This window comes from Pseudomonas sp. BJP69 (assembly GCF_007633355.1).
In the GTDB taxonomy this organism is placed as follows: domain Bacteria; phylum Pseudomonadota; class Gammaproteobacteria; order Pseudomonadales; family Pseudomonadaceae; genus Aquipseudomonas; species Aquipseudomonas juntendi.
This window is the reverse complement of the sequence record NZ_CP041933.1, coordinates 5,377,297-5,399,146: the sequence shown is the minus strand read 5'-3', so window position 1 is coordinate 5,399,146 and position 21,850 is coordinate 5,377,297. Positions and strand designations below refer to the sequence as shown.

The window sequence follows — 21,850 nt, the reverse complement described above, 5'->3', positions numbered from 1 at the left end:
AGCGAGCGCAGCTCGCGATTGCGCCGCGCGGGCGGCGCTCGATCTCACAGGCGCTGAAGATGCTCCGGCTACCCTTGCCAGGAACCATAGAATCTCCCACAGGTACTGCATAAGCCCTGAGGCCTGTGCGGTCAATGTGGGAGCTGGCTTGCCGGCGATGAGGCCGGTACAGGCTTACTCGATGAAAGTGACCACACCACCTTCCAGCGACTTCACCCGGGCCAGCGATTCAACGCGGTAGCCCTGGCTGTCCAGTTCGGCCCGGCCGCCCTGAAACGACTTCTCGATGACGATACCCAGGCCGGCCACGGTGGCGCCGGCCTGCTTGATGATCGAGATCAGTGCCTGCGACGCCTTGCCGTTGGCCAGGAAGTCGTCGATCACCAGCACGCGGTCGCTGCTGTTCAGGTGGCGCGGCGAGATGGCCACGGTGTTCTCGGTCTGCTTGGTGAAGGAATACACCGAGGCGGTCAGCAGGTTTTCGGTCAGGGTCAGCGACTGGTGCTTGCGGGCGAAGATCACCGGTACGCCCAGCTTCAGGCCGGTCATCACTGCCGGGGCAATACCCGAGGCTTCGATGGTGACGATCTTGGTCACGCCAGCATCGGCGAACAGGCGGGCGAACTCGTCACCGATCAGCTGCATCAGCGCCGGGTCGATCTGGTGGTTGAGAAACGCGTCCACTTTGAGGACCTGATCGGAAAGCACGATGCCTTCTTCGCGAATCTTCTGATGCAGTGCTTCCACTGTGATTTCCTCGATGTAACAAAGGTGGCCGCTGGAGGCGGCAATATTAAAGAGTAATGGTTGATCAGCGTTTGAGCATTGCCCGGATGTCGGCCAGGGCGTTGTTGCCGCGTGCCGCCTTCACCTCGACCGGGGCGTCGTCCAGGCCTTCCCAGGCCAGGTCGTCGGGTGGCAATTCGTCGAGGAACCGGCTGGGCGTACAGTCGATGATTTCACCGTACTGTTTGCGCTTGGCGGCGAAGGTAAAGGCCAGGGTCTGGCGGGCGCGGGTGATGCCCACATAGGCCAGGCGGCGCTCTTCTTCGATGGTGTCAGCCTCGATGCTGGAGCGGTGCGGGAGGATTTCCTCTTCCATGCCCATGATGAACACGTAGGGGAACTCCAGGCCTTTGGAGGCATGCAGGGTCATCATCTGCACCCCTTCGGCGTTCTCTTCTTCTTCCTGCTGGCGCTCAAGCATGTCGCGCAGCACCAGCTTGCCGATGGCGTCCTCGATGGTCATGTCACCCTCTTCATCCTTTTCGAGGGTGTTTTTCAGTGCGTCCACCAGGAACCAGACGTTGCTGATGCGGAAATCGGCGGCCTTGTCGCTGGCGGTCTGCTGGCGGATCCAGTTTTCGTAGTCGATGTCGCGGATCATCTCGTGCAGCGCGGCAATCGGGTCTTCCAGGGCGACCTTCTGGCGTACCCCGTCCAGCCAGTGCTTGAAGCGCTGCAAACGCTCGGTATAGCGGGCGTCCAGGTGTTCACCCAGGCCCAGCTCGTCGCTGGCGGCGTACATGGAAATGCCGCGCTCGGTGGAATAGTTGCCGAGCTTTTCCAGGGTGGTGGAGCCGATCTCGCGGCGCGGCACGTTGATCACCCGCAGGTAGGCGTTGTCGTCGTCCGGGTTCACCAGCAGGCGCAGGTAGGCCATCAGGTCCTTGACCTCCTGGCGGCCGAAGAAGCTGTTGCCGCCCGACAGGCGATACGGCACCTGGTGGTGCTGCAGTTTCAGCTCGATCAGCTTGGCCTGGTAGTTGCCGCGGTAGAGGATGGCAAAGTCGCTGTACGGGCGGTTGGTGCGCAGGTGCAAGGTGAGGATCTCCATGGCCACCCGTTCGGCCTCGGCTTCCTCGTTCTTGCAGCGGATCACGCGGATCTCGTCGCCTACACCCATCTCGCTCCACAGCTGTTTTTCGAACGCGTGCGGGTTGTTGGCGATCAGCACGTTGGCACAGCGCAGGATCCGGCTGGTGGAGCGGTAGTTCTGTTCGAGCATGACGATCTTCAGGGAGGGGTAGTCCTCCTTGAGCAGCATCAGGTTCTCGGGGCGGGCACCGCGCCAGGCATAGATGGACTGGTCGTCGTCGCCCACCACGGTGAACTGGTTGCGCATGCCGATCAGCATCTTCACCAGCAGGTACTGGCTCGCATTGGTGTCCTGGTACTCGTCCACCAGCAGGTAGCGCACGCGGTTCTGCCAGCGCTCCAGCACCTCGGGGTGTTCCTGGAACAGCTTCACCGGCTGCAGGATCAGGTCGTCGAAGTCCACTGCGTTGAACGCCTTGAGCGTGCGTTGGTAGTGGGTGTAGACGATGGCGGCGGTCTGCTCGCGCGGGTTGCGCGCCTTTTCCAGGGCTTCTGGCGGCAGGATCAGGTCGTTCTTCCAGGCACCGATCATGTTCTTGATCTCGTCGATGCCGTCGTCGCCTGAGTATTCCTTCTGCATGATGTCCGACAGCAACGCCTTGATGTCGGACTCGTCGAAGATCGAGAAGCCCGGCTTGTAGCCCAGCCGCTCGTGTTCCTTGCGGATGATGTTCAGGCCCAGGTTGTGGAAGGTACACACCGTCAGGCCGCGACCTTCCCCCGGGCGCAGCAAGGTGCCAACCCGCTCCTTCATCTCGCGCGCGGCCTTGTTGGTAAAGGTCATCGCCACGATGTACTGGGCACGAATGCCGCAGTTCTGGATCAGGTGGGCAATCTTGCGCGTGATCACGCTGGTCTTGCCCGAGCCTGCACCGGCGAGCACCAAAAGAGGGCCGCCGACATAGTCACGGGCTTCCTGCTGCCGGGGATTGAGTCGGGACATGCTAGAAACCGGGGGTCGCCAGAAAATAGCCGCGCATTCTAACAGGCATGGGGCCGTTGTGGCGTGACCGTCTGACGTCTGAGTCAGACTTTTATTGGCGCCCAGTATTAGTCAGGCTAATGCCAGGCACTGGAAAAATCGTATTTGCCGAGCGGGCCTGATTTCGCGCAGGATGCACGACAAAATACGTCGGGTCGCCGCAGAGTCCGGTGTATGTATAAAATTGAAAATCATTTTCATCAATGCAGTAGCATATTCATCTTCTCTCGTTGTGCCGTGAAGCCCTAAGGAGCCCGCTTGTCCACGCCTGTCGAACCTCTGCGTTTGCTGCTGTTGGCTGATGAGCCGGAATGGGCCGTGCTGCTGCGCGAGTGCTTGCAGGGGTTGGGCGGCACTGCAGTGCTGTTGACGGCGCCTGACTGGGAGGCCGTCGACAGCCTTTTCAGCCATGACCGGCAAGCCGTGGTCCTGGCGACTGCGGCACTGCAACCAGCGCCGGGGCGCTGTGAGCTGCCGACCATCCTGCTGCTGGACGACGAGCCCGCGGTGGCCCCCAGCGGCGTCAGCGACTGGCTGGTGCGCCAACAGCTCAGCACCGATAGCCTGCGCCGCTCGCTGCGGCATGTGCGCGAACGCGGTGTGCTGGTGGCCACCTTGCAGCGCCTTGCCGAGCAAGACCCACTGACCGGTATCGCCAACCGCCAGGGCTTCCAGGCCTTGCTCACGGCACGGCTGGCTGAAAACGAAGGCCGGGGCGTTGCCCTCGGCCACCTCGACCTGGACAACTTCCGCCACGTCAACGACGCCCTTGGCCACCAGAGCGGTGACCGCCTGATCCTGCAGGTTGTGGCCCGGTTGAAACACCAACTGGAAGCGGGGGACCAATTGGCGCGCCTGGGCAGCGACGAATTCGCGCTGCTGATCGACACGCGCCGCGACCCGAACCGCGCCGAATGGATTGCCGAACGCATCGTCGAGGCCTTGGCCGAGCCCTATTGGATCGATGGCGAAAGCTTGCTGTTGGGCTGCAGCCTGGGCCTGGCGCATGCCCGTGCCCAGGGCGGCGCCGACCCGCTGATGTGGCACGCGCACATCGCCATGCGCCAGGCCAAGGGTAGCCAGGGCTGCACCTTCCATGTGTTCAACGAGCGCATCAACCGTAATGCCCGCAGCCTGGCCGACCTGGAAAGCGAACTGCGCCGCGCCCTGCGCCGGGATGAACTGGAACTGCACTATCAACCCCGGCTGAACCTGGCCGATGGGCGCATCGTGGGGCTCGAGGCGCTGGTGCGCTGGCGGCACTCGGACCGGGGGCTGCTACCGCCCTGCGAGTTCGTGCCGCTGGCGGAGCAAAGCGGCCTGATCGTGCCATTGGGCTACTGGGTGATTTCCCGTGCGCTGCGCGACATGCAGGCGTTGTGCGAACGCGGCCTGGAGCCGCTGCACATGGCGGTCAACCTGAGCTTCCGCCAGTTCCAGGATAGCCAGCTGCTGGCCACCTTGAGCCGGCTGATCCTCGAGCACGGGGTGGATGCTCGCTGGCTGGAATTCGAGCTGACCGAAACGGCGGTCATGCGCCGCAACGAGCTGGTACGCCAGACCATGGATGCGCTGGGCCGGCTGGGCGTGCGCTTCTCGCTGGATGACTTTGGCACCGGTTTTTCGTCGTTCGTACACCTGAACAGCCTGCCGATCACCTTGCTCAAGGTGGACCGCAGTTTCGTGGCCGAAATGGAAATGCGCGAGGAAAACCGCAAGCTGGTGCACGCCATGATCAACCTGGCGCACAACCTCAACCTTGAGGTGGTGGCTGAAGGGGTGGAGAGTGAGGAGCAACTGGAGCTGCTGCGCGGGTTTGGTTGTGACCAGGTGCAAGGATTTCTGGTCAGCAAGCCACTGCCGGTGGGGGAGTTGATGGAGTTTTTGCTGCAGGCGCCTGACTGTCAGTTGGGGGTTGTCCTTTAGGGCCCTTTCGCGGGCACGCCCGCTCCCACAGGGGCCGCGCACTGTACCTGTGGGAGCGGGCGTGCCCGCGAATAGGCCCTGAAGTCAGGCCGAGGCGGTAGCCTCTCCACCAATCCCAGCTTTGCGCAACAACCGCTTCATCCGCCACTCAAAACCAAAGGTCAGCGCCACCGCCGCGCACGCCAGCCCCAGCGCCAACCCCCACCAGATCCCGACCGCCCCGCCGCCCAGGTTGAACGCGAACAGCCAGGCGCTCGGCGCGCCTACCAGCCAATAGCAGCACAGCCCGATAAGGAAGGTGGTCTTGGCATCTTTCAGGCCGCGTATGGAGCCCATGGCGATGGTCTGCATGCCATCGAACAACTCGAACCAGGCGGCCACCATCAACAAGTGCACCGCCAGTTGGTAGATGGCGGCAAAGCCCGGGTCATTACGGTCTATGAACAGGCTCACCAGCGCCTCGGGCAACAGCAAAAACAGCGCGGCAAAGGCAAACATCACGGTTGCCCCGAAGCCGATGCCCACGCGCCCCGCGCTGCGCGCCGCCAGCAGGTTGCCGGCGCCGTAGTACAGGCCCACGCGCATGGTTACCGCATAGGAGAGCCCTGTCGGCACCATGAATGCCGTGGACACGATCTGCAGGGCGATCTGGTGGGCCGCCAGTTCGGTGCTGCCCAGCACCCCCATGCACAACGCGGCAAAGGCGAACAGGCCCACTTCCACCATGTAGGTGCCGCCAATCGGCAGGCCCAGCCGCCACAGCTCACGCAGGGCGTGCAGCGATGGGCGCGACAGGCCCTTGCGCAGCGGGTAGGCGGCATAGGCCGGGTGCCAGCGGATGTACAACGACAGGGCAATGGCCATGCCCATCGACACCACCGCAGTGACCAGGCCGATACCCATCAGCCCGAGCCTGGGCAGGCCGAACATGCCCTCGATCAGCGCCACGTTGAGCAGGTAGTTCAGCACCGTGCCGACCAGGCTGATGACCATCACCGGGGTCGAACGGCCAAGGGCACTGGTGAACCCGCGCAAGGCCATGAAGGTCAGGTAACCGGGCAACGCCAGCGGCAGCAGGGTCAGAAACTGGGCAGCCGAGGCCACGTTCTCGGGCTGTTGCCCGAACAGCAGCAGTACCGGCTCAAGGTTCCACAGCACCAGCGCGGCGAACAGCGCCAGGCCCCAGGCCAGCCACAGGCCGTTCTGGGCCAGACGGGTGGCCCCTTCGATGTCGTTGGCGCCCTTGCGAATCGCCACCAGGGTACCCACTGCGGCGATCACCCCCAGGCAGAAGATCGACACGAAGGAATAGCTGGCCGCGCCCAGGCCACCGCCGGCCAAGGCCTGCGGGCTGATGCGGGCCATCATCAGGGTGTCGGTCAGCACCATCAGCATGTGCGCCAGCTGCGAGGCGATCAGCGGCCCGGCCAGGCGCAACAAAGCCTTGAGTTCTGTAGTGGGCGCGACGTGCATGGGCTGTCCTTGTTCCTGAGGTGATCAACGAAGCGCGATTCTGAGGCTTTGGTCAACTTTGCACAAAAGGATAAAAGCGATGGTTGGCATGAGTTGAACTCATGCCTGCAAGTTTCGGATAATTCGCCTCTGTCCCTAGATTGCAGGTGCCTCATGTCGCGCCAGCTACCTCCGCTGTATGCCTTGCGCGCATTCGAGGCCGCTGCGCGGCTCAGTTCGTTCACCCGCGCGGGCGAAGAGCTGTCGATCACGCAAAGTGCCATCAGCCGGCATATCCGTACCCTGGAAGAGCATTTCGCCTGCCGCCTGTTCGTGCGCAGTGGCCGCAATCTGCAACTGACCGAAGCTGGGCGGGTATTGCTGCCGGGGGTGCGCGAAGGCTTTGCCGCGTTCGCCCGTGCCTGTGAAACCCTGTGTGGTGAAGATGACATCCTGCGCATGAAAGCACCTTCGACCCTGACCATGCGGTGGTTGCTGGCCTGCCTGAGCCGGTTTCGCCACCTGCAACCCGGTAACGAGGTACAGCTGACCAGCGCCTGGATGGATGTAGACCATGTGGACTTCAACCAGGAACCGTTCGATTGTGCGGTGTTGCTCAGCGATGGGGTGTTCCCGGCAGACTGGGAGGTGCGCAAGCTGTTCCCGGAGTTGTTGATTCCGGTCGGCGCACCGGACCTGCTTGGCGAAAAGCCCTGGAGCGTGTCCCGGCTGGCCGGTATCGAGCTGCTGCACCCCACGGTGGACAAGCGCGACTGGCGTGACTGGCTGCAGCGCATGGGCCTCGCTGGCAAGGTATCGCTCAAGGGTGGGCAGGTTTTCGACACGCTGGAGCTGAGCATGATTGCCGCAGCGCGTGGCTACGGCATCTCCATCGGCGACTTGCTGATGGTGGCCGAGGACGTGGCGCAGAAGCGCCTGAGCCTGCCCTGGCCGACGGCGGTGCCCAGTGGCATGGATTACTACCTGGTGTGGCCGCGTACCCGGCGCGGGGGCGAGCGGTTGCGGCGGTTGAGTGCATTTCTGGAGCAGGAGGTAGCGGCCATGGATCTTCCGGATGTGGAAATACTGCCGCCCCTTTGATGGCTTGCACTGGCCTTGTCGCCGGCAAGCCAGCTCCCACAGGGGTCGCCTTAGGGCTGACAGGTGTTTGCCACAAGGTATGGCAGCGCCTGTTAGAGCGAGCGCCGCCCGCGCGGCGCAATCGCGAGCTGCGCTCGCTCCTACGTTTGTTTCGGGCCAATTATTCCTGTGGGATTCGCGCGCGAACGCCTTGGTGCATGCCTCAATATCCCGCCGTACAAACAAGGCGGCCGCGCGCGCCTGTCACAGGCGTTACTGGCCCGAAACAAACGTAGGAGCGAGCGCAGCTCGCGATTGCGCCGCGCGGGCGGCGCTCGATCTCACAGGCGCTGAAGATGCTCCGGCTACCCTTGCCAGGAACCATAGAATCTCCCACACCGGTAGCGATGCGCTCAAGACCTGTGCTGCACGTGTGGGGCCCGGCTTGCCGACGACAGGGCCGCAACAGGCTGTAGAAAACGTTTGCGAATATCCCGGCCCGACACTCAAGTACTCGCCCGCGACGCCGATTCACTGGCACCAGCGTCCCGGAAGAGGGCGCACTTCCCGTCGATAGAAAGCGGGCGGTCAGTGTGATCAGGACGATCCCGGCCTCTTGCCAGGAGCTTCACATGTCTCAACCCCGTGCCCGCATAGCCTCGCAGCTCGGTGTCGCCCTCGCCATCGTGCTGGCGCTGGTGATTTCCGGCAGTACCCTGTTTGCCCTGCGTTCGCTGGACGATGCCAACCTCGCCACACGCCAGGCGCACCTGGGCAGTGAAGCGCGCCTGCTGGCCGACCAGCTCGAAACCTTCCACAGTTCGCTCAAGGACAATACCCAGCGCCTCAGCGGGTTGTTCGAGCGCCGCTTCGCCTCGGGCCTGTCGCTGCATGCCGGTGAAACGGTGCAGGTCGCCGGGCAGGCAACACCGGCGCTGTACCTGGGTGATCATTTGCTGAACAACGATTTTCAGCAGGTTGACGAATTCCAGCAGATGACCGCTGGCATCGCCACGCTGTTCGTGCGCAGTGGCGAAGACTTCGTGCGCATCAGCACCAACCTGAAGAAGCAGGACGGCAGCCGCGCCATCGGCACTCAGCTCGACCGTCAGCACCCGGCCTACCGCAAGTTGCTGGCCGGGCAGATGTACGTTGGCCGCGCCGTGTTGTTCGAGCGTAACTACATGACCCGCTATGTGCCGGTAAGTGACGGCAACGGCCGGGTAATTGCCGTATTGTTCGTTGGCTTCGACTACACCGATGCGCAGAACACCCAGTTTGCCAACCTCAAGCGTTTCCGCATTGGCCAGACCGGTTCGCTGGCCCTGCAGGACGAGAACGGCCAGTGGCTGGTGCCACCAGCCAATGCCGAGCAACCGCTGTACAGCGCAACGGCCGCATTTGCCGAAGGCCCGTGGACGGTGGTGGCGAGCATGCCGATGGCGGAAATCCGTGAGGTGACCTGGAGTGTAGGCCTGCGCCTGGCCATCGGCAGCCTGCTGGCCATGGTCCTGGCGGTGGCGGCTACCCTGTGGCTGTTGCGGCGCAAGCTGCGGCCGCTGGACGCGCTGGTGCGCCAGGCCGAAGCGCTGGGCGCAGGTGACCTGAGCGCGCGGCTGAGCGTGACCAGCCACGACGAAATCGGCCAACTGGCCAGCAGCTTCAACAAGATGGGCGAGGCCTTGTCAGGCATGGTCGAGCACATTCGCAGTGCGTCCGAGCAAGTCAGCTCGCGCGCCAAATCGTTGTCTGGCCTGTCGGCCGGGGCCTGCGAGGGCATGGAGCAGCAGTCCGGTGAAATCACCAGCATGGCCGGTGCGGTGGAGGAGTTCAGCGCCACCTCTATGAACATCGCCGACAACATGGCAGGCACCGAGCGCATGGCGCGTGACAATGCCCAGCAGACCCGCATCGGCCGCAGCGCCATGGATGAAGCATCGCGTTCGCTGAAGCAGATCGCCGATGCCCTCGGCGGTACGGCCACGGTGATGGACAGCCTGGGGGCACGCTCGCAGGAAATCGGCGGCATCATCAGCGTGATTACTGCCATCGCCGAACAGACCAACCTGCTGGCGTTGAATGCGGCCATCGAGGCTGCCCGCGCCGGTGAGCAGGGCCGCGGCTTTGCGGTGGTGGCGGACGAAGTGCGCAGCCTGGCCGCACGAACCCGCCAGGCCACGGATGAAATATCCGGGATGATCACCAGCATCCAGCAGCAGACCGGGCACGCCATCACGACGCTGGAGCAGGGTAACCAGCTGATGCAGGAAGGTCTGCAGCGCAATGACAAGGTGGCGCAAGCGCTGGCGCGTATCGACGAGCAGAGCCGTGCGGCGGGTGAGCAGTTCACGGTGATCAGTACGGCGACTCAGGAGCAGAGCAGCACGGCGACGGTGCTCAGCCGCAATTTGCAGAGCATTGCCCAGGCCAACGGCGAGCAGCGCGAGGTGGCCAATGAGCTGGCCTTTACCGCGCGGGAGCTGGAAGGGCTGGCGGCGCAGCTGCGGCAGGAAGTTGATCGTTTCCGCTGATATCGCAGGGGGCCGCAAAGCGCCCCCGGCGATCTACCGGCTTACATCGAACCTAGGTTCAACGCCTGCGCACAAGCCTGCAGCGACCGCCGCTCGCTTTGCGCATACAGCGCCACCTCATCCTGCACCTGCAGCCCTAATGCCGCTTCAAAGGCATCGCGGTTGGCATTGCTGCCGTACTCGGCCTGCGCATCGTCACCCAGGTTGGACTGGAAGATGCCCGCCGCGCTTACCGGCAGAAAGTCCTCGTAGACCAGCGCTTCGAAGTGCACATGGCCGGCCTCGATCAAGCCCTCCAGGGTGGTGGGGCGGCCTTGCTGGTCACGTGCGGCCAGGCCTTTTTCGGTGGCGAAGTAACGGAAATACGCCAGGCCTTGCTCACGCATCTGCGCGAGGTCGTCCGGGAATTCGGCAAAGCTGTCCTTCAGCAGTGTCATGTAACGTTCAGCGTTGGCCTCGGCAGGCGCACCGCCCAAGGCAGCGCGGGTGGCATCGAGCAGTTTGTCGTACAGCTGGCGGCCCTTGGGTGTCAGGGCCGCACCGCGTTGCTCGATTTCGCCAAAGCGCGCGGTGTGGCTGCCTTCGCTGCCCTGCTGGTCGCTGAAGGCGACCTTTTCCTGCAGGGCCTTGAAGCTGGTCTGGCGCAGCAGGATCGGGTGGCGGCGGGTGGGCGGGCCTTCCACCACGGCCTTGGGCGGAATGCCCTTGGCCGGCATGCCGACCTGAATGGCATCGATGTCCAGCGTACGCGGGGTCAGGTGGTTGATGTGCGGGCCCTTGAAGGCCACCACGTCGGCAATCAGGCGGTGCTGATCGTGCAACTGCTGATATTGCTCGGCGGTGACGGTGGCGTCCTGGTGCCAGCGGAAGGTGTGCAGGGCCTCCTGCACGAATGCGGCGGCATCGGTGGCATTCAAGCCGCCGTCGCGCTCGCACTGGGCGATCAGTTCGAGGGCGCGCGCGGTGAAGATCTGGCGCTTGGCCAGGATGCTCTGGGCCAGTTCGCGCAGTTGCGGGTTGTCGATCAGTTCCAGGCGCAGCAGCGAGGTGAACACCCGGAACGGGCTGATGTGCAGGGACTGCTCGTGCACCGCGCGGAAGGCGGTGGAGTGCACCGGCACACCGGCAGAGCTAAGGTCGTAGTACCCAACCGGCTGCATGCCCATCACCGCGAACAGGCGGGCGATGGTAGCCAGTTCTGCGGCGGTGCCAACCCGGATGGCGCCATGCCGCTCGTGGTCCAGGCGCTCGATTTCGCCGGTCCAGCGCAGGGCCTCGGCAACGTTGGGCTGCTGGGCCATGACCTGCTGGTTGATTTCGCTCACCAGCTCCAGCAGCGTGCCGTACAGCGGCACTTCCTGTTTGTACATGAGCGACATGGCGGCAGAAAACTGCGCGCGAATGCTGTCGGGGCTGACGAAATCGTGGGCGGGCATCGCTAGCTTCCTGGTTAGGTTCGGACGCTTACATGAAAGCTGGGAATGCACCTTGCTCACAAGCGAAAAAAAGTGAGTGTGTCATTCCTTTTTTGATCGACCTCAAGGGCCATTGGGGCTGCTTTGCAGCCCATCGCGACACAAGGCCGCTCCTACAGGTCGAGGTAGGCCCGGCAACCTCAAACCTGCAACTGCTCGCCGATCCACTCCACCAACGCCCGTACCTTGGGCACCTCCGCCGCATGCTCGGCATACGCCAGGTAATGCGCCCCGGCACTGCGCATGGCGTGATCCCATGGCACCACCAGGCTGCCCTCGGCCAGCTCCTTGGCTGCCAGGTAGCGCGGCACCAGTGCTACCCCGCAGCCTGTCTGCGCGGCGCTCAATGCCATATAGAAGGTATCGAAGCGCGGCCCGTGGTAGGCGTTGACGCTTTGCAGGTCCTGCTCCAGGAACCACTCGTGCCAGGCCTCGGGGCGCGAGGTACTCTGCAACAGCACCAACTCGGCCAGCTGTTCGGCGCCCGCCAACTCACGCCCGGCCAGCAGCTCCGGCGCACACACCGGCACCACTTCTTCGCCGAACAGCGCCACGCAGGTGGCACCCGGCCAGGTGCCCTGACCATAGAAGAACACCACGTCCGCCGAGCCCTGCAGCAGGGCGAACGGCTCCATCTCGTTGCGGATATCCAGGTGGATATTGCCGTGCCGTTTGCCAAAGCCCTTGAGGTGCGGGATCAGCCAGCGCACGCCAAAACTCGGTTGAGTGGCGACCTTCAATATCTCGGTCTGCTCGCCATAGGTGAGCACGTAGCGGCTGGACATATCCACCTGAGTAAGGATCTTGTTGACCTCGGCCAGGTACAGGCTGCCGGCCGGGGTCAGTTGCAGGCGCCGGCGAATGCGCAGGAACAGGTGATGGCGCAGCATGTCCTCCAGTTGCGCCACCTGCTTGCTGACCGCGCTCTGGGTCAGGTGCAGCTCTTCAGCGGCACGGGTAAAACTCAAATGGCGGGCTGCAGCTTCAAAGCACTGCAGGGCGGTCATGGAGGGCACCAGGCGTTTGGACATAGCGGTCTCTGCGATACGGATCATTACCTGGTGGAATGATATGCGGAATAAAGGTCGTTTGTTGTACCTATGTGATCGGATTAATACTGATCCACATCATTTTTCCACCCCATCACCCGATGTAGGAGAAGCACAAATGGTTGCTGGATTGCTCGAGCGCCTTGGCGTTGCCGCCGAGGCTTACACCCAGGGCGATTACCCTGTTCACACGCCGATCGACGGCAGCCAGATCGCCTCGGTGAAACTGCTCGGCAAGGCCGAGACCACCGCCCGCATCGACCAGGCCCAGAGCGCCTTCGAAGCCTGGCGCAGCGTACCGGCACCACGCCGCGGCGAACTGGTGCGCCTGTTTGGCGAAGTGCTGCGTGCGCACAAGGCCGACCTCGGCGAGCTGGTCTCGATCGAAGCCGGCAAGATCACCCAGGAAGGCCTGGGTGAAGTTCAGGAAATGATCGACATCTGCGACTTCGCCGTGGGGCTGTCGCGCCAGCTGTACGGCCTGACCATCGCTTCCGAGCGCCCGGGGCACCACATGCGTGAAACCTGGCACCCGCTGGGGGTGGTCGGCGTGATCAGTGCCTTCAACTTTCCGGTCGCGGTGTGGGCCTGGAACACCGCACTGGCCCTGGTGGCCGGCAACTCCGTGGTATGGAAGCCGTCCGAGAAAACCCCGCTGACCGCCCTGGCGTGCCAGGCACTGTTCGAGAAAGCCCTGAAAGCCTTTGGTGACGCCCCGGCGGGCCTGGCGCAGCTGGTCATTGGTGGCCGTGAAGCCGGTGAAGCCCTGGTCGACGACCCGCGTGTGCCGCTGGTCAGCGCCACCGGCAGCACCCGCATGGGGCGCGAAGTTGGCCCACGTGTGGCTGCACGCTTCGGCCGCAGCATCCTTGAGCTGGGCGGCAACAACGCCATGATCCTGGCCCCCAGCGCCGACCTCGACCTGGCCGTGCGCGGCATCCTGTTCTCGGCGGTCGGTACCGCCGGCCAGCGCTGCACCACCCTGCGCCGCCTGATCGTGCACCGCTCGATCAAGGACGAAGTGGTTGCCCGGGTCAAAGCCGCCTACGGCAAAGTCCGCATTGGCGACCCGCGCAAGGACAACCTGGTTGGCCCGTTGATCGACAAGCTGTCGTTCGACGCCATGCAGGGTGCCCTGGCCAAGGCCCGCGACGAAGGCGGCCAGGTATTCGGTGGTGAGCGTCAGCTGGCCGAGCAGTACCCGAATGCCTACTACGTGTCGCCAGCCATCGCTGAAATGCCGGCGCAAAGCGACGTGGTCCGCCACGAAACCTTCGCCCCGATCCTCTACGTACTGGCCTACGACGACTTTGAAGAGGCCCTGCGCCTGAACAACGAAGTGCCACAAGGCCTGTCGTCGTGCATCTTCACCACCGACCTGCGTGAGGCCGAACGTTTCCAGAGCGCTGCGGGTAGTGATTGCGGCATTGCCAACGTCAACATCGGCACCAGCGGTGCCGAGATCGGCGGTGCGTTCGGTGGCGAGAAAGAGACCGGTGGTGGCCGGGAATCCGGTTCGGATGCCTGGAAGGGCTACATGCGCCGCCAGACCAACACTGTGAACTACTCGCGCGAGCTGCCGCTGGCACAGGGTATCGTGTTCGATTGATCGGTTGATGCTGCATGGCCGGGGGCTTTGCCCCCGGTTCGCGGGTGAACCCGCTCCTACGGGCACTGCACAGCTTTTCGAACCTGTGCAGCCCCTGTAGGAGCGGGTTTACCCGCGAATGGGCTGCAAGGCAGCCCCAACAAGAACAAATTGCTGGAGCCGGGCCATGTCCGAACTGCGTCAACAATGCTTGTGGGAATTCGTCAGCACACCGAGTGTGGCCGCCCAGGCCCTGGCCGGTGAGCACAAGGCCGATGTGTGCGTGATCGGTGGCGGCATTACCGGCCTGTCGGCGGCCATTCACCTGCTCGAGCAGGGCAAGTCGGTGATCCTGCTGGAGGCCTGGAAGGTCGGCCACGGGGGCTCCGGGCGCAACGTCGGGTTGGTCAATGCCGGTACCTGGATCCGCCCCGACGACGTCGAGGCGACCCTTGGCCAGAAGCAGGGCAGCCGCCTTAACCAGGTGCTGGGTGAAGCCCCGGCTGAAGTGTTCGCAATGATCGAGCGCCTGGGCATCGACTGCCAGGCCCAGCACAAGGGCACGTTGCACATGGCGCACAACGCCACCGGCATCGCCGACCTTGAGGCCCGCCACGAGCAGTGGCGCCGTCGCGGTGCCGACGTGGAGCTGCTGACCGGCGCGCAGTGCCAGGAATACTGTGGCACCGACAAGATTTCCGCCGCGTTGCTCGACCGCCGCGCCGGCACCATCAACCCCATGGGCTACACCCAGGGCCTGGCTGCGGCCGTGGTGCGCCTGGGTGGCCAGCTGTTTCAGCAGTCGGCTGTCGAAGGCCTGGCGCGCGAGGGCGACGCCTGGCGGGTCAAGACGGCCCGTGGCTCGGTACGGGCCGACAAGGTGGTGATTTCCACCGGTGCCTACACCGAAGGCGACTGGAGCAACCTTCAGAAGCAGTTCTTCCGCGGTTATTACTACCAGGTCGCCTCCAAGCCGCTGCAAGGCGCTGAGGCCGACAAGGTACTGCCGCACGGCCAGGGCTCATGGGACACCCGCACCGTGCTCAGCAGTATCCGCCGTGACGACCAGGGCCGCCTGTTGCTCGGCAGCCTGGGCCGGGTCGACAACAAGCCCGCCTGGTTCGTGCGCAGCTGGGCCGACCGCATTCAAAGCCATTACTACCCGGGCCTGGGCAAGGTCGAGTGGGAAATGCACTGGACCGGTTGCATCGACTTCACCCCCGACCACCTGATGCGCCTGTTCGAGCCGGCGCCGGGGCTGGTGGCGGTGACCGGCTATAACGGGCGTGGGAATACCACCGGCACCGTGATTGGCCGGGCGTTTGCCGAGTTCCTGCTCAAGGGTGAGGCGGGCAGCCTGCCGATTCCGTTCTCGCCAATGAGTGGCGTGAGTGCGCCATCGCTGCGCACCGCGTTCTATGAGTCCGGGTTCTCGCTGTACCACGCGGGGCAATGCCTGCGGGTTGTGTTGTAAGCACTGGCCCTATCGCCGGCAAGCCAGCTCCCACAGGGATTGCATCAGGGCTGACAGGTGGTTGCCACAAGGTATGGCAGCGCCTGTTGGAGCGAGCGCCGCCCGCGCGGCGCAATCGCGAGCTGCGCTCGCTCCTACGTTTGTTTCGGGCCAATTATTCCTGTGGGATTCGCGCGCGAACGCCTTGGTACATGCCTCAATATCGCGCCGTACAAACAAGGCGGCCGCGCGCGCCTGTCACAGGCGTTACTGGCCCGAAACAAACGTAGGAGCGAGCGCAGCTCGCGATTGCGCCGCGCGGGCGGCGCTCGATCTCACAGGCGCTGAAGATGCTCCGGCTACCCTTGCCAGAAACCATAGAATCTCCCACAGGGATTGCATAAGCCCTGAGGCCTGTGTGGTCAATGTGGGAGCTGGCTTGCCGGCGATAGGGCCAGTACAGGCTTACTTGTGCAACCAGCTGAGGAAGCCGCCCTTCTTGATCAGGGCCGGCTTCTGCAGCAACAGCGACTCCCGGCTCTGGCGCCGGAACCGCTGCAACTTGCTCAGCGCCGTCTGCACATCGCCACGTTGCGCCAGGCAACTTTTCACCTGCTCTTTGTCGATGCGGTACAGCACGCAACTGGTCAGGGTGCGGAACTCGGCCAGTGACTCGTCTTCGTCGATGATCCCCTCCACCCCCAGCACCTCGCCCGGCCCCATGCGCCCGGCCTCCAGCAGCTTGTCGCCATCGCGCACAGAGGCCGACACCACGCCGCTGCCAATCACCAGCAAATGGTCGGAATGCGCGCCTACCTCCAGGATCACCTGATCCGCCAGGTACTCCACCGCCGTCATGCGCTGGCTCAATGCGTCACGCTCTTCAGCGCTTAGCGAACGGAACACCCGCACCTCGTCCAGCACTTCGCGCTGGCGGCTGCGTGGCGGCATGGCCAGGTCGACGTTCCACATCACCCCGCTCGCCTCCAGGTGGCGGTGCGCCAGGTCGAACAACTGGTTGCGCGCCGCGGTCTTGCCGCCCATGTCGGCAATGAACCCGCTGGCCTCGTACTCCACCGACTCCAGTGTCGAGGCCTTGACCGACACCTTGGGTGCAGGTGAAGCAAGGATCGCGCTGGTACCCTGCAGGGCTTTTTCCAGTGCGTCGAACACCCGCCTGGGTCGCACTTTGGCTGGCACTACCACGTTGATCGACACCCCATGCACATCCGCCGGCCTGCTGTGGTTGAGCAGGCGCGCCTTGGCCGCCACCGAATTGGGGATCACCGCCAGGCTACCTGTGCCCGTGAGCAGGCGCGTGGCCCGCCAGTCGATATCCAGCACCTTGCCTTCGGTGCCGTCGATCGCGATCGAATCGCCAATCTGATAGGGCCGCGTGGTGTTCAGCACGATGCCGCTGAACACGTCGGCCAGCGTGCTCTGCAACGCCAGGCCTATGACGATGGCCATCACGCCCGAGGTGGCCAGCAGGCCCTTGACTGGCAGCTGCAGCACATAGCCTGCGGCCGCGACTACCGCGGCAAGGAAGATCAGCGCCCCCAGCACGTCCTGCAGCAAGCGCCCGCCGTGGCTACCCCGCGCTACCAGCAACAGGCCGAACACCACGGTGACCGTGCGCGCGCCAAACAGCCACCAGCCGATGGCCAATACCGTGGCCATCAGGTTGCGCGGCACATCGTCGGGCCAGGGCGGTGGCTGCAGCGGGCTCATGCCGGCGGCCACCAGCACCGCGCTGAACAACAGGAAAAGCACCAGCCGCATACCGATGCGCCAGGCCCGGTGCTGGAGGGGGATCAACTGCCAGATTACGAGGTCGAGCAGGATCAGGGCAGTACCGAGCAGCAACGGGGACGACTGGATGAACGCCAGCATGGTGGTCTCGGGAGTGAGGGGAGGGCTGTGGGTAGTAATAGAGCAGGTTGGCCAGCCAGGCAATGGGCGCCTGCGTGCGGGTAAACCCGCCCCCACAGGCATCGTGCGTAACCTGAGCGAGATGCGGTCCCTGTGGGAGCGGGCAAGCCCGCGAAGAGGCCAGCAAATCCAGCGCCAATCTATCGTTCCCAAAACAGAACGCTAAAGCCAAAAACCGCTATCTACCGCTCCAAAGGTGACGGTTTTAATCTTCACCCATCAACGCGAAACACCCAACTTGCTGAACTTCAAACCCTATGGAGCAACGACCATGACCAACTTCAAATACAACCGCCTGAACAAAGACGATGCCGCCGTACTGCTGGTCGACCACCAGGCTGGCCTGCTGTCGCTGGTGCGCGACATCGAGCCGGATGCCTTCAAGAACAACGTACTGGCCCTGGCTGACCTGGCCAAGTTCTTCAACCTGCCGACCATTCTCACCACCAGCTTCGAACAAGGCCCCAACGGCCCGCTGGTCCCGGAGCTGAAAGCCCTGTTCCCGGACGCGCCGTACATCGCCCGCCCAGGCCAGATCAACGCCTGGGATAACGAAGACTTCGTGAAGGCGGTGAAGGCCACCGGCAAGAAGCAGCTGATCATCGCCGGTGTGGTCACCGAAGTGTGCGTAGCCTTCCCGGCGCTGGCCGCCCTGGAAGAAGAGTTCGACGTGTTCGTGGTTACCGATGCCTCCGGCACCTTCAACGCCATGACACGCGACGCCGCCCATGACCGCATGAGCCGCGCTGGCGCCCAGTTGATGACCTGGTTCGGGGTTGCCTGCGAGCTGCACCGCGACTGGCGCAACGACATTGAAGGCCTGGCCGCGCTGTGCTCCAACCATATCCCGGACTACCGCAACCTCATGACCAGCTACAACGCCTTCAACGCCAACAAGTAAGCCGCGGCCGCGGGCACCCTCAGCCGGTGCCCGCGCAGGGCAGCACACTTATCCAATCCAGCGCCCTTTGGCCGTTGCACAGTGGCTGTGGGCAAGCTCACCCAAGGAACGCCGATGAACACCGCACTCCAAGACAACCGCGAAGTGGTGACCGTATGCCTGCAGCACCAGGTGCTCGATAGCACGCCGGGTACCTCGGCCGCGCAACCGCCGCGCTGGAAGCAGGCGCTGCTAACCTACCTGGTGATCTGCCCGATGACCATGGTCGTGCCGCAACTGCTGGCGCCGCTGTTTGCCCGCTTCCCGCAACTGGGGGGCGCGATCACCGGCAACCTGATCGTCAACCTGTTCGTCATTCTGCCCGTGGTGTTCTACATCATGCCTTGGGTGACCCGTCGCTGCGCCAACTGGCTGCGCGGCTGAGCCAGCCCCTGACCTCGATAATCCAGGAGATACCGCTATGAGCACGTTCGTTACCCGCGATGGTACTTCGATCTACTTCAAGGACTGGGGCACCGGCAAGCCCGTGCTGTTCAGCCACGGCTGGCCGCTGAATGCCGACATGTGGGACACGCAGATGGAGTTCCTGGCCAGCCGCGGTTACCGCGCCATTGCCTTCGATCGCCGCGGTTTCGGGCGCTCGAGCCAGCCATGGAACGGCTACGACTACGACACCTTCGCTGATGACATCGCCCAGCTGATCGAACACCTCGACCTGCGTGAGGTGACCCTGGTGGGCTTCTCCATGGGCGGCGGTGACGTAAGCCGCTACATCGGTCGCTACGGCACCGAGCGGGTCGCCGGGCTGGTGCTGCTGGGCGCCGTTACGCCGGTGTTCGGCAAGCGTGACGACAACCCCGAGGGTGTCGACCTGTCGGTGTTCGAAGGTATCGTGGCTGGCCTGCGTGCCGACCGGGCGCAGTTCATCGCCGACTTCGCCGCACCGTTCTATGGCATCAACCATGGGCAGCAGGTATCCCAAGGCGTGCAGACGCAGACCTTGAACATAGCGCTGATGGCGTCGCTCAAGGCCACCCTGGATTGTGTGACGGCGTTCTCCGAAACCGACTTCCGGACGGACATGGCCAAGGTCGATGTACCGACGTTGGTGATCCATGGCGATGACGACCAGATCGTGCCGTTCGAGACTACCGGCAAGCAGGCGGCGGCGCAGATTCGTGGGGCTGAGCTGAAGGTGTACGCCGGCGCGCCGCACGGGTTTGCCGTGACTCATGCGCAGCAGCTGAATGAGGACCTGCTGGCGTTCTTGAGTCGCTGAACAAGCCGGGGCCGCTTTGCGGCCCCAACCGCCGGCAAGCCCACAGGGGCTGTTCAGGGCTCAGAAGCTGTGAAGCCCTTGTGGGCGCTGGCTTGCCGGCGATGGGGCCAGCCCTGGCAACACAAAACTTGATCAGGGCTAACCTTCAACAGCCCCACCGCACATCCATCCAAGCCTTGCCCCTGTATCGGGCGGCATGCTCTGCAGTCGCGCCTGCCGCCGCCGCGCCCAGAGACGGAGAACACCATGCCCCAGGACCGCCACGACAAGACTCGTCGCCAGTTCCTCGCCAGCAGCACCGTACTGGGTGCTGCCGGCGCGCTCTGGTCTGCATTGCCCTTCACCGGCGCCGCCGGTTCCGCTCACGCATCCACCCAAGGAGGTTCCATGACCGCCGACCTGATTCTGTTCAACGGCAAGCTGCACACCGTTGACCGCGAAAAGCCCACTGCCACCGCCGTCGCCATCAAGGACGGCCGTTTCATCGCCGTGGGCAACGACGCCGAGGCCATGGCCCACAAGGGCGCCAGCACGCAAATCGTCGACCTCAAGCAGCGTACGGTCATTCCCGGCCTGAACGACTCGCACCTGCACCTGATCCGCGGCGGCCTGAACTACAACCTGGAGCTGCGCTGGGAAGGCGTGCCGTCGGTGGCCGATGCCCTGCGCATGCTCAAGGACCAGGCTGCGCGCACGCCTACCCCGCAGTGGGTGCGTGTGGTGGGTGGCTGGAACGAGTTCCAGTTCGCTGAAAAACGCATGCCGACCTTGGAAGAAATCAACCAGGCTGCACCCGATACGCCGGTGTTTCTGTTGCACCTCTACGACCGCGCCTTGCTCAACCGTGCCGCACTCAAGGCTGTCGGCTACGACAAGAGCACCCCGAACCCGCCGGGTGGCGAAATCCAGCGTGACAAGTTCGGCAACCCGACGGGCATGCTGATTGCCCGCCCGAACGCGATGATCCTCTACGCCACCCTGGCCAAAGGGCCGAAGCTGCCGCTGGAGTATCAGGTCAACTCGACCCGCCAGTTCATGCGTGAGCTGAACCGCCTGGGCCTGACCAGTGCCATCGACGCTGGCGGCGGCTACCAGAACTTCCCCGACGACTACTCGGTGATCCAGGAGCTGGCCGACAACAACCAGCTGACAGTGCGCATTGCCTACAACCTGTTCACCCAGAAGCCCAAGGAAGAACTGGACGACTTCAGGAAGTGGACATCCAGCGTCAAGCTGCACAGCGGTACCGACTTCCTGCGCCACAACGGCGCTGGTGAAATGCTGGTGTTCTCCGCCGCCGACTTCGAGGACTTCCTCGAGCCGCGCCCGGACCTGCCGCAGACCATGGAAGAAGAGCTGGAGCCGGTGGTGCGCCACCTGGTCGAGCAGCGCTGGCCGTTCCGCCTGCATGCCACCTACAACGAATCGATCACGCGCATGCTCGACGTGTTCGAGAAGGTCAACCGCGATATCCCGTTCAATGGCCTGCCGTGGTTCTTCGACCACGCCGAAACCATCACCCCGCAGAACATCGAGCGCGTGCGTGCGCTGGGCGGCGGCATCGCCATCCAAGACCGCATGGCCTTCCAGGGTGAGTGCTTCGTCGACCGCTATGGCGCCAAGGCTGCCGAGCAGACCCCGCCGATCAAACGCATGCTCGAGATGGGCGTGCCGGTCGGCGCGGGCACCGACGCTACCCGCGTGTCCAGCTACAACCCCTGGACCTCGCTGTACTGGCTGGTCAGCGGCAAGACCGTTGGCGGCATGGAGCTGTACAAGGAAGGCCTGGACCGCGAGACCGCGCTGCAGCTGTTCACCCAGGGCAGTGCCTGGTTCTCCAGCGAGCAAGGCAAGAAGGGCCAGATCAAGGTAGGCCAACTGGCCGACCTGGCGGCCTTGTCGTTGGACTTCTTCAGCGTTGATGAAGAAGCGATCAAGGGCATCGAATCGGTGCTGACCATTGTCGATGGCAAGGTTGTATACGGTGCCGGCGAATTCGACCGCCTCGGCCCACCGCAGGTGCCGGTGCTGCCGGAGTGGTCTCCAGTAGCCAAGGTGCCGGGGCACTGGCGCGTGGGTACGCCGTCGCTGGCGGCAGCCGTGCACCAGTGTTCGGGGCCGTGCGGGGTGCATGCGCACAGCCATGACAAGGCGCGCAAATCGAGTGTGCCGGTCAATGACTTCCAGGGGTTCTGGGGGGCGCTGGGCTGTTCGTGCTTTGCTTTCTAAGCTGATGTGATGTCGAGAAGAAGGGGCCGCGCGGGTAATGCCTGTCAGTCAAGCGTTACTGGGGCTGCTTTGCAGCCCTTCGCGGGCACGCCCGC

General features: G+C 63.9%; 15 protein-coding genes. 9 read left to right on the top strand and 6 right to left on the bottom strand.

The window, feature by feature from the left end:
* Positions 1-174 precede the first annotated feature (174 nt).
* Positions 175-747 (bottom strand): xanthine phosphoribosyltransferase, encoded by a 573-nt coding sequence (locus tag FPB55_RS25145; protein ID WP_009683322.1) that lies wholly within the window; start codon positions 745-747, stop codon positions 175-177.
* 64 nt (positions 748-811) lie between these two features.
* Positions 812-2,821: a DNA helicase Rep gene (rep, locus tag FPB55_RS25140; protein WP_029887601.1), complete on the bottom strand. Its 2,010-nt coding sequence runs from the start codon at positions 2,819-2,821 to the stop codon at positions 812-814.
* Positions 2,822-3,118: 297 nt separating this feature from the next.
* Between rep and FPB55_RS25135 the strand changes: the two genes are divergently transcribed.
* Positions 3,119-4,786, top strand: coding sequence for a bifunctional diguanylate cyclase/phosphodiesterase (locus FPB55_RS25135; RefSeq protein ID WP_144189516.1), 1,668 nt, complete (start codon positions 3,119-3,121; stop codon positions 4,784-4,786).
* A gap of 84 nt (positions 4,787-4,870) precedes the next feature.
* Here FPB55_RS25135 and FPB55_RS25130 read toward each other — a convergent pair whose 3' ends face one another.
* On the bottom strand, positions 4,871-6,259 hold the full coding sequence (locus tag FPB55_RS25130; RefSeq protein ID WP_029887599.1) for a NorM family multidrug efflux MATE transporter: 1,389 nt from the start codon (positions 6,257-6,259) through the stop codon (positions 4,871-4,873).
* Between the two features lie 153 nt (positions 6,260-6,412).
* Here FPB55_RS25130 and FPB55_RS25125 point away from each other — a divergent pair, with 153 nt between their 5' ends.
* Positions 6,413-7,339: a LysR substrate-binding domain-containing protein gene (locus FPB55_RS25125; protein ID WP_009683327.1), complete on the top strand. Its 927-nt coding sequence runs from the start codon at positions 6,413-6,415 to the stop codon at positions 7,337-7,339.
* A 611-nt stretch (positions 7,340-7,950) separates the two neighbouring features.
* Positions 7,951-9,849, top strand: a complete 1,899-nt coding sequence (locus tag FPB55_RS25120) for a methyl-accepting chemotaxis protein (protein WP_115295087.1) — start codon at positions 7,951-7,953, stop codon at positions 9,847-9,849.
* 41 nt (positions 9,850-9,890) lie between these two features.
* Here FPB55_RS25120 and FPB55_RS25115 read toward each other — a convergent pair whose 3' ends face one another.
* Complete coding sequence (locus FPB55_RS25115; RefSeq protein ID WP_144189514.1) at positions 9,891-11,285, bottom strand: VOC family protein; 1,395 nt, start codon at positions 11,283-11,285, stop codon at positions 9,891-9,893.
* A gap of 179 nt (positions 11,286-11,464) precedes the next feature.
* Complete coding sequence (locus tag FPB55_RS25110; RefSeq protein WP_115295085.1) at positions 11,465-12,355, bottom strand: LysR family transcriptional regulator; 891 nt, start codon at positions 12,353-12,355, stop codon at positions 11,465-11,467.
* Between the two features lie 136 nt (positions 12,356-12,491).
* On the opposite strand from FPB55_RS25110, the gene FPB55_RS25105 reads away from it, so the two are divergent.
* The gene (locus FPB55_RS25105) at positions 12,492-13,982 is read left to right on the top strand and encodes an aldehyde dehydrogenase family protein (RefSeq protein ID WP_029887912.1); all 1,491 of its coding nucleotides are present in this window, start codon (positions 12,492-12,494) and stop codon (positions 13,980-13,982) included.
* A gap of 166 nt (positions 13,983-14,148) precedes the next feature.
* Positions 14,149-15,435 (top strand): FAD-binding oxidoreductase, encoded by a 1,287-nt coding sequence (locus FPB55_RS25100; RefSeq protein ID WP_029888100.1) that lies wholly within the window; start codon positions 14,149-14,151, stop codon positions 15,433-15,435.
* A gap of 444 nt (positions 15,436-15,879) precedes the next feature.
* On the opposite strand, the gene FPB55_RS25095 is transcribed toward FPB55_RS25100, so the two are convergent.
* On the bottom strand, positions 15,880-17,307 hold the full coding sequence (locus FPB55_RS25095; RefSeq protein WP_009681620.1) for a mechanosensitive ion channel family protein: 1,428 nt from the start codon (positions 17,305-17,307) through the stop codon (positions 15,880-15,882).
* A 310-nt stretch (positions 17,308-17,617) separates the two neighbouring features.
* Between FPB55_RS25095 and ycaC the strand changes: the two genes are divergently transcribed.
* The 4 genes from ycaC to FPB55_RS25075 all read left to right on the top strand — a co-directional run bounded on the left by ycaC (position 17,618) and on the right by FPB55_RS25075 (position 21,755).
* Positions 17,618-18,247, top strand: coding sequence for an isochorismate family cysteine hydrolase YcaC (gene ycaC / locus FPB55_RS25090; protein WP_009681621.1), 630 nt, complete (start codon positions 17,618-17,620; stop codon positions 18,245-18,247).
* Positions 18,248-18,361: 114 nt separating this feature from the next.
* Positions 18,362-18,670, top strand: coding sequence for a hypothetical protein (locus FPB55_RS25085; protein WP_009681622.1), 309 nt, complete (start codon positions 18,362-18,364; stop codon positions 18,668-18,670).
* Between the two features lie 37 nt (positions 18,671-18,707).
* The gene (locus FPB55_RS25080; RefSeq protein WP_009681623.1) at positions 18,708-19,526 is read left to right on the top strand and encodes an alpha/beta hydrolase; all 819 of its coding nucleotides are present in this window, start codon (positions 18,708-18,710) and stop codon (positions 19,524-19,526) included.
* A gap of 387 nt (positions 19,527-19,913) precedes the next feature.
* Positions 19,914-21,755: an amidohydrolase gene (locus FPB55_RS25075; protein ID WP_178097544.1), complete on the top strand. Its 1,842-nt coding sequence runs from the start codon at positions 19,914-19,916 to the stop codon at positions 21,753-21,755.
* Positions 21,756-21,850: the final 95 nt, after the last annotated feature.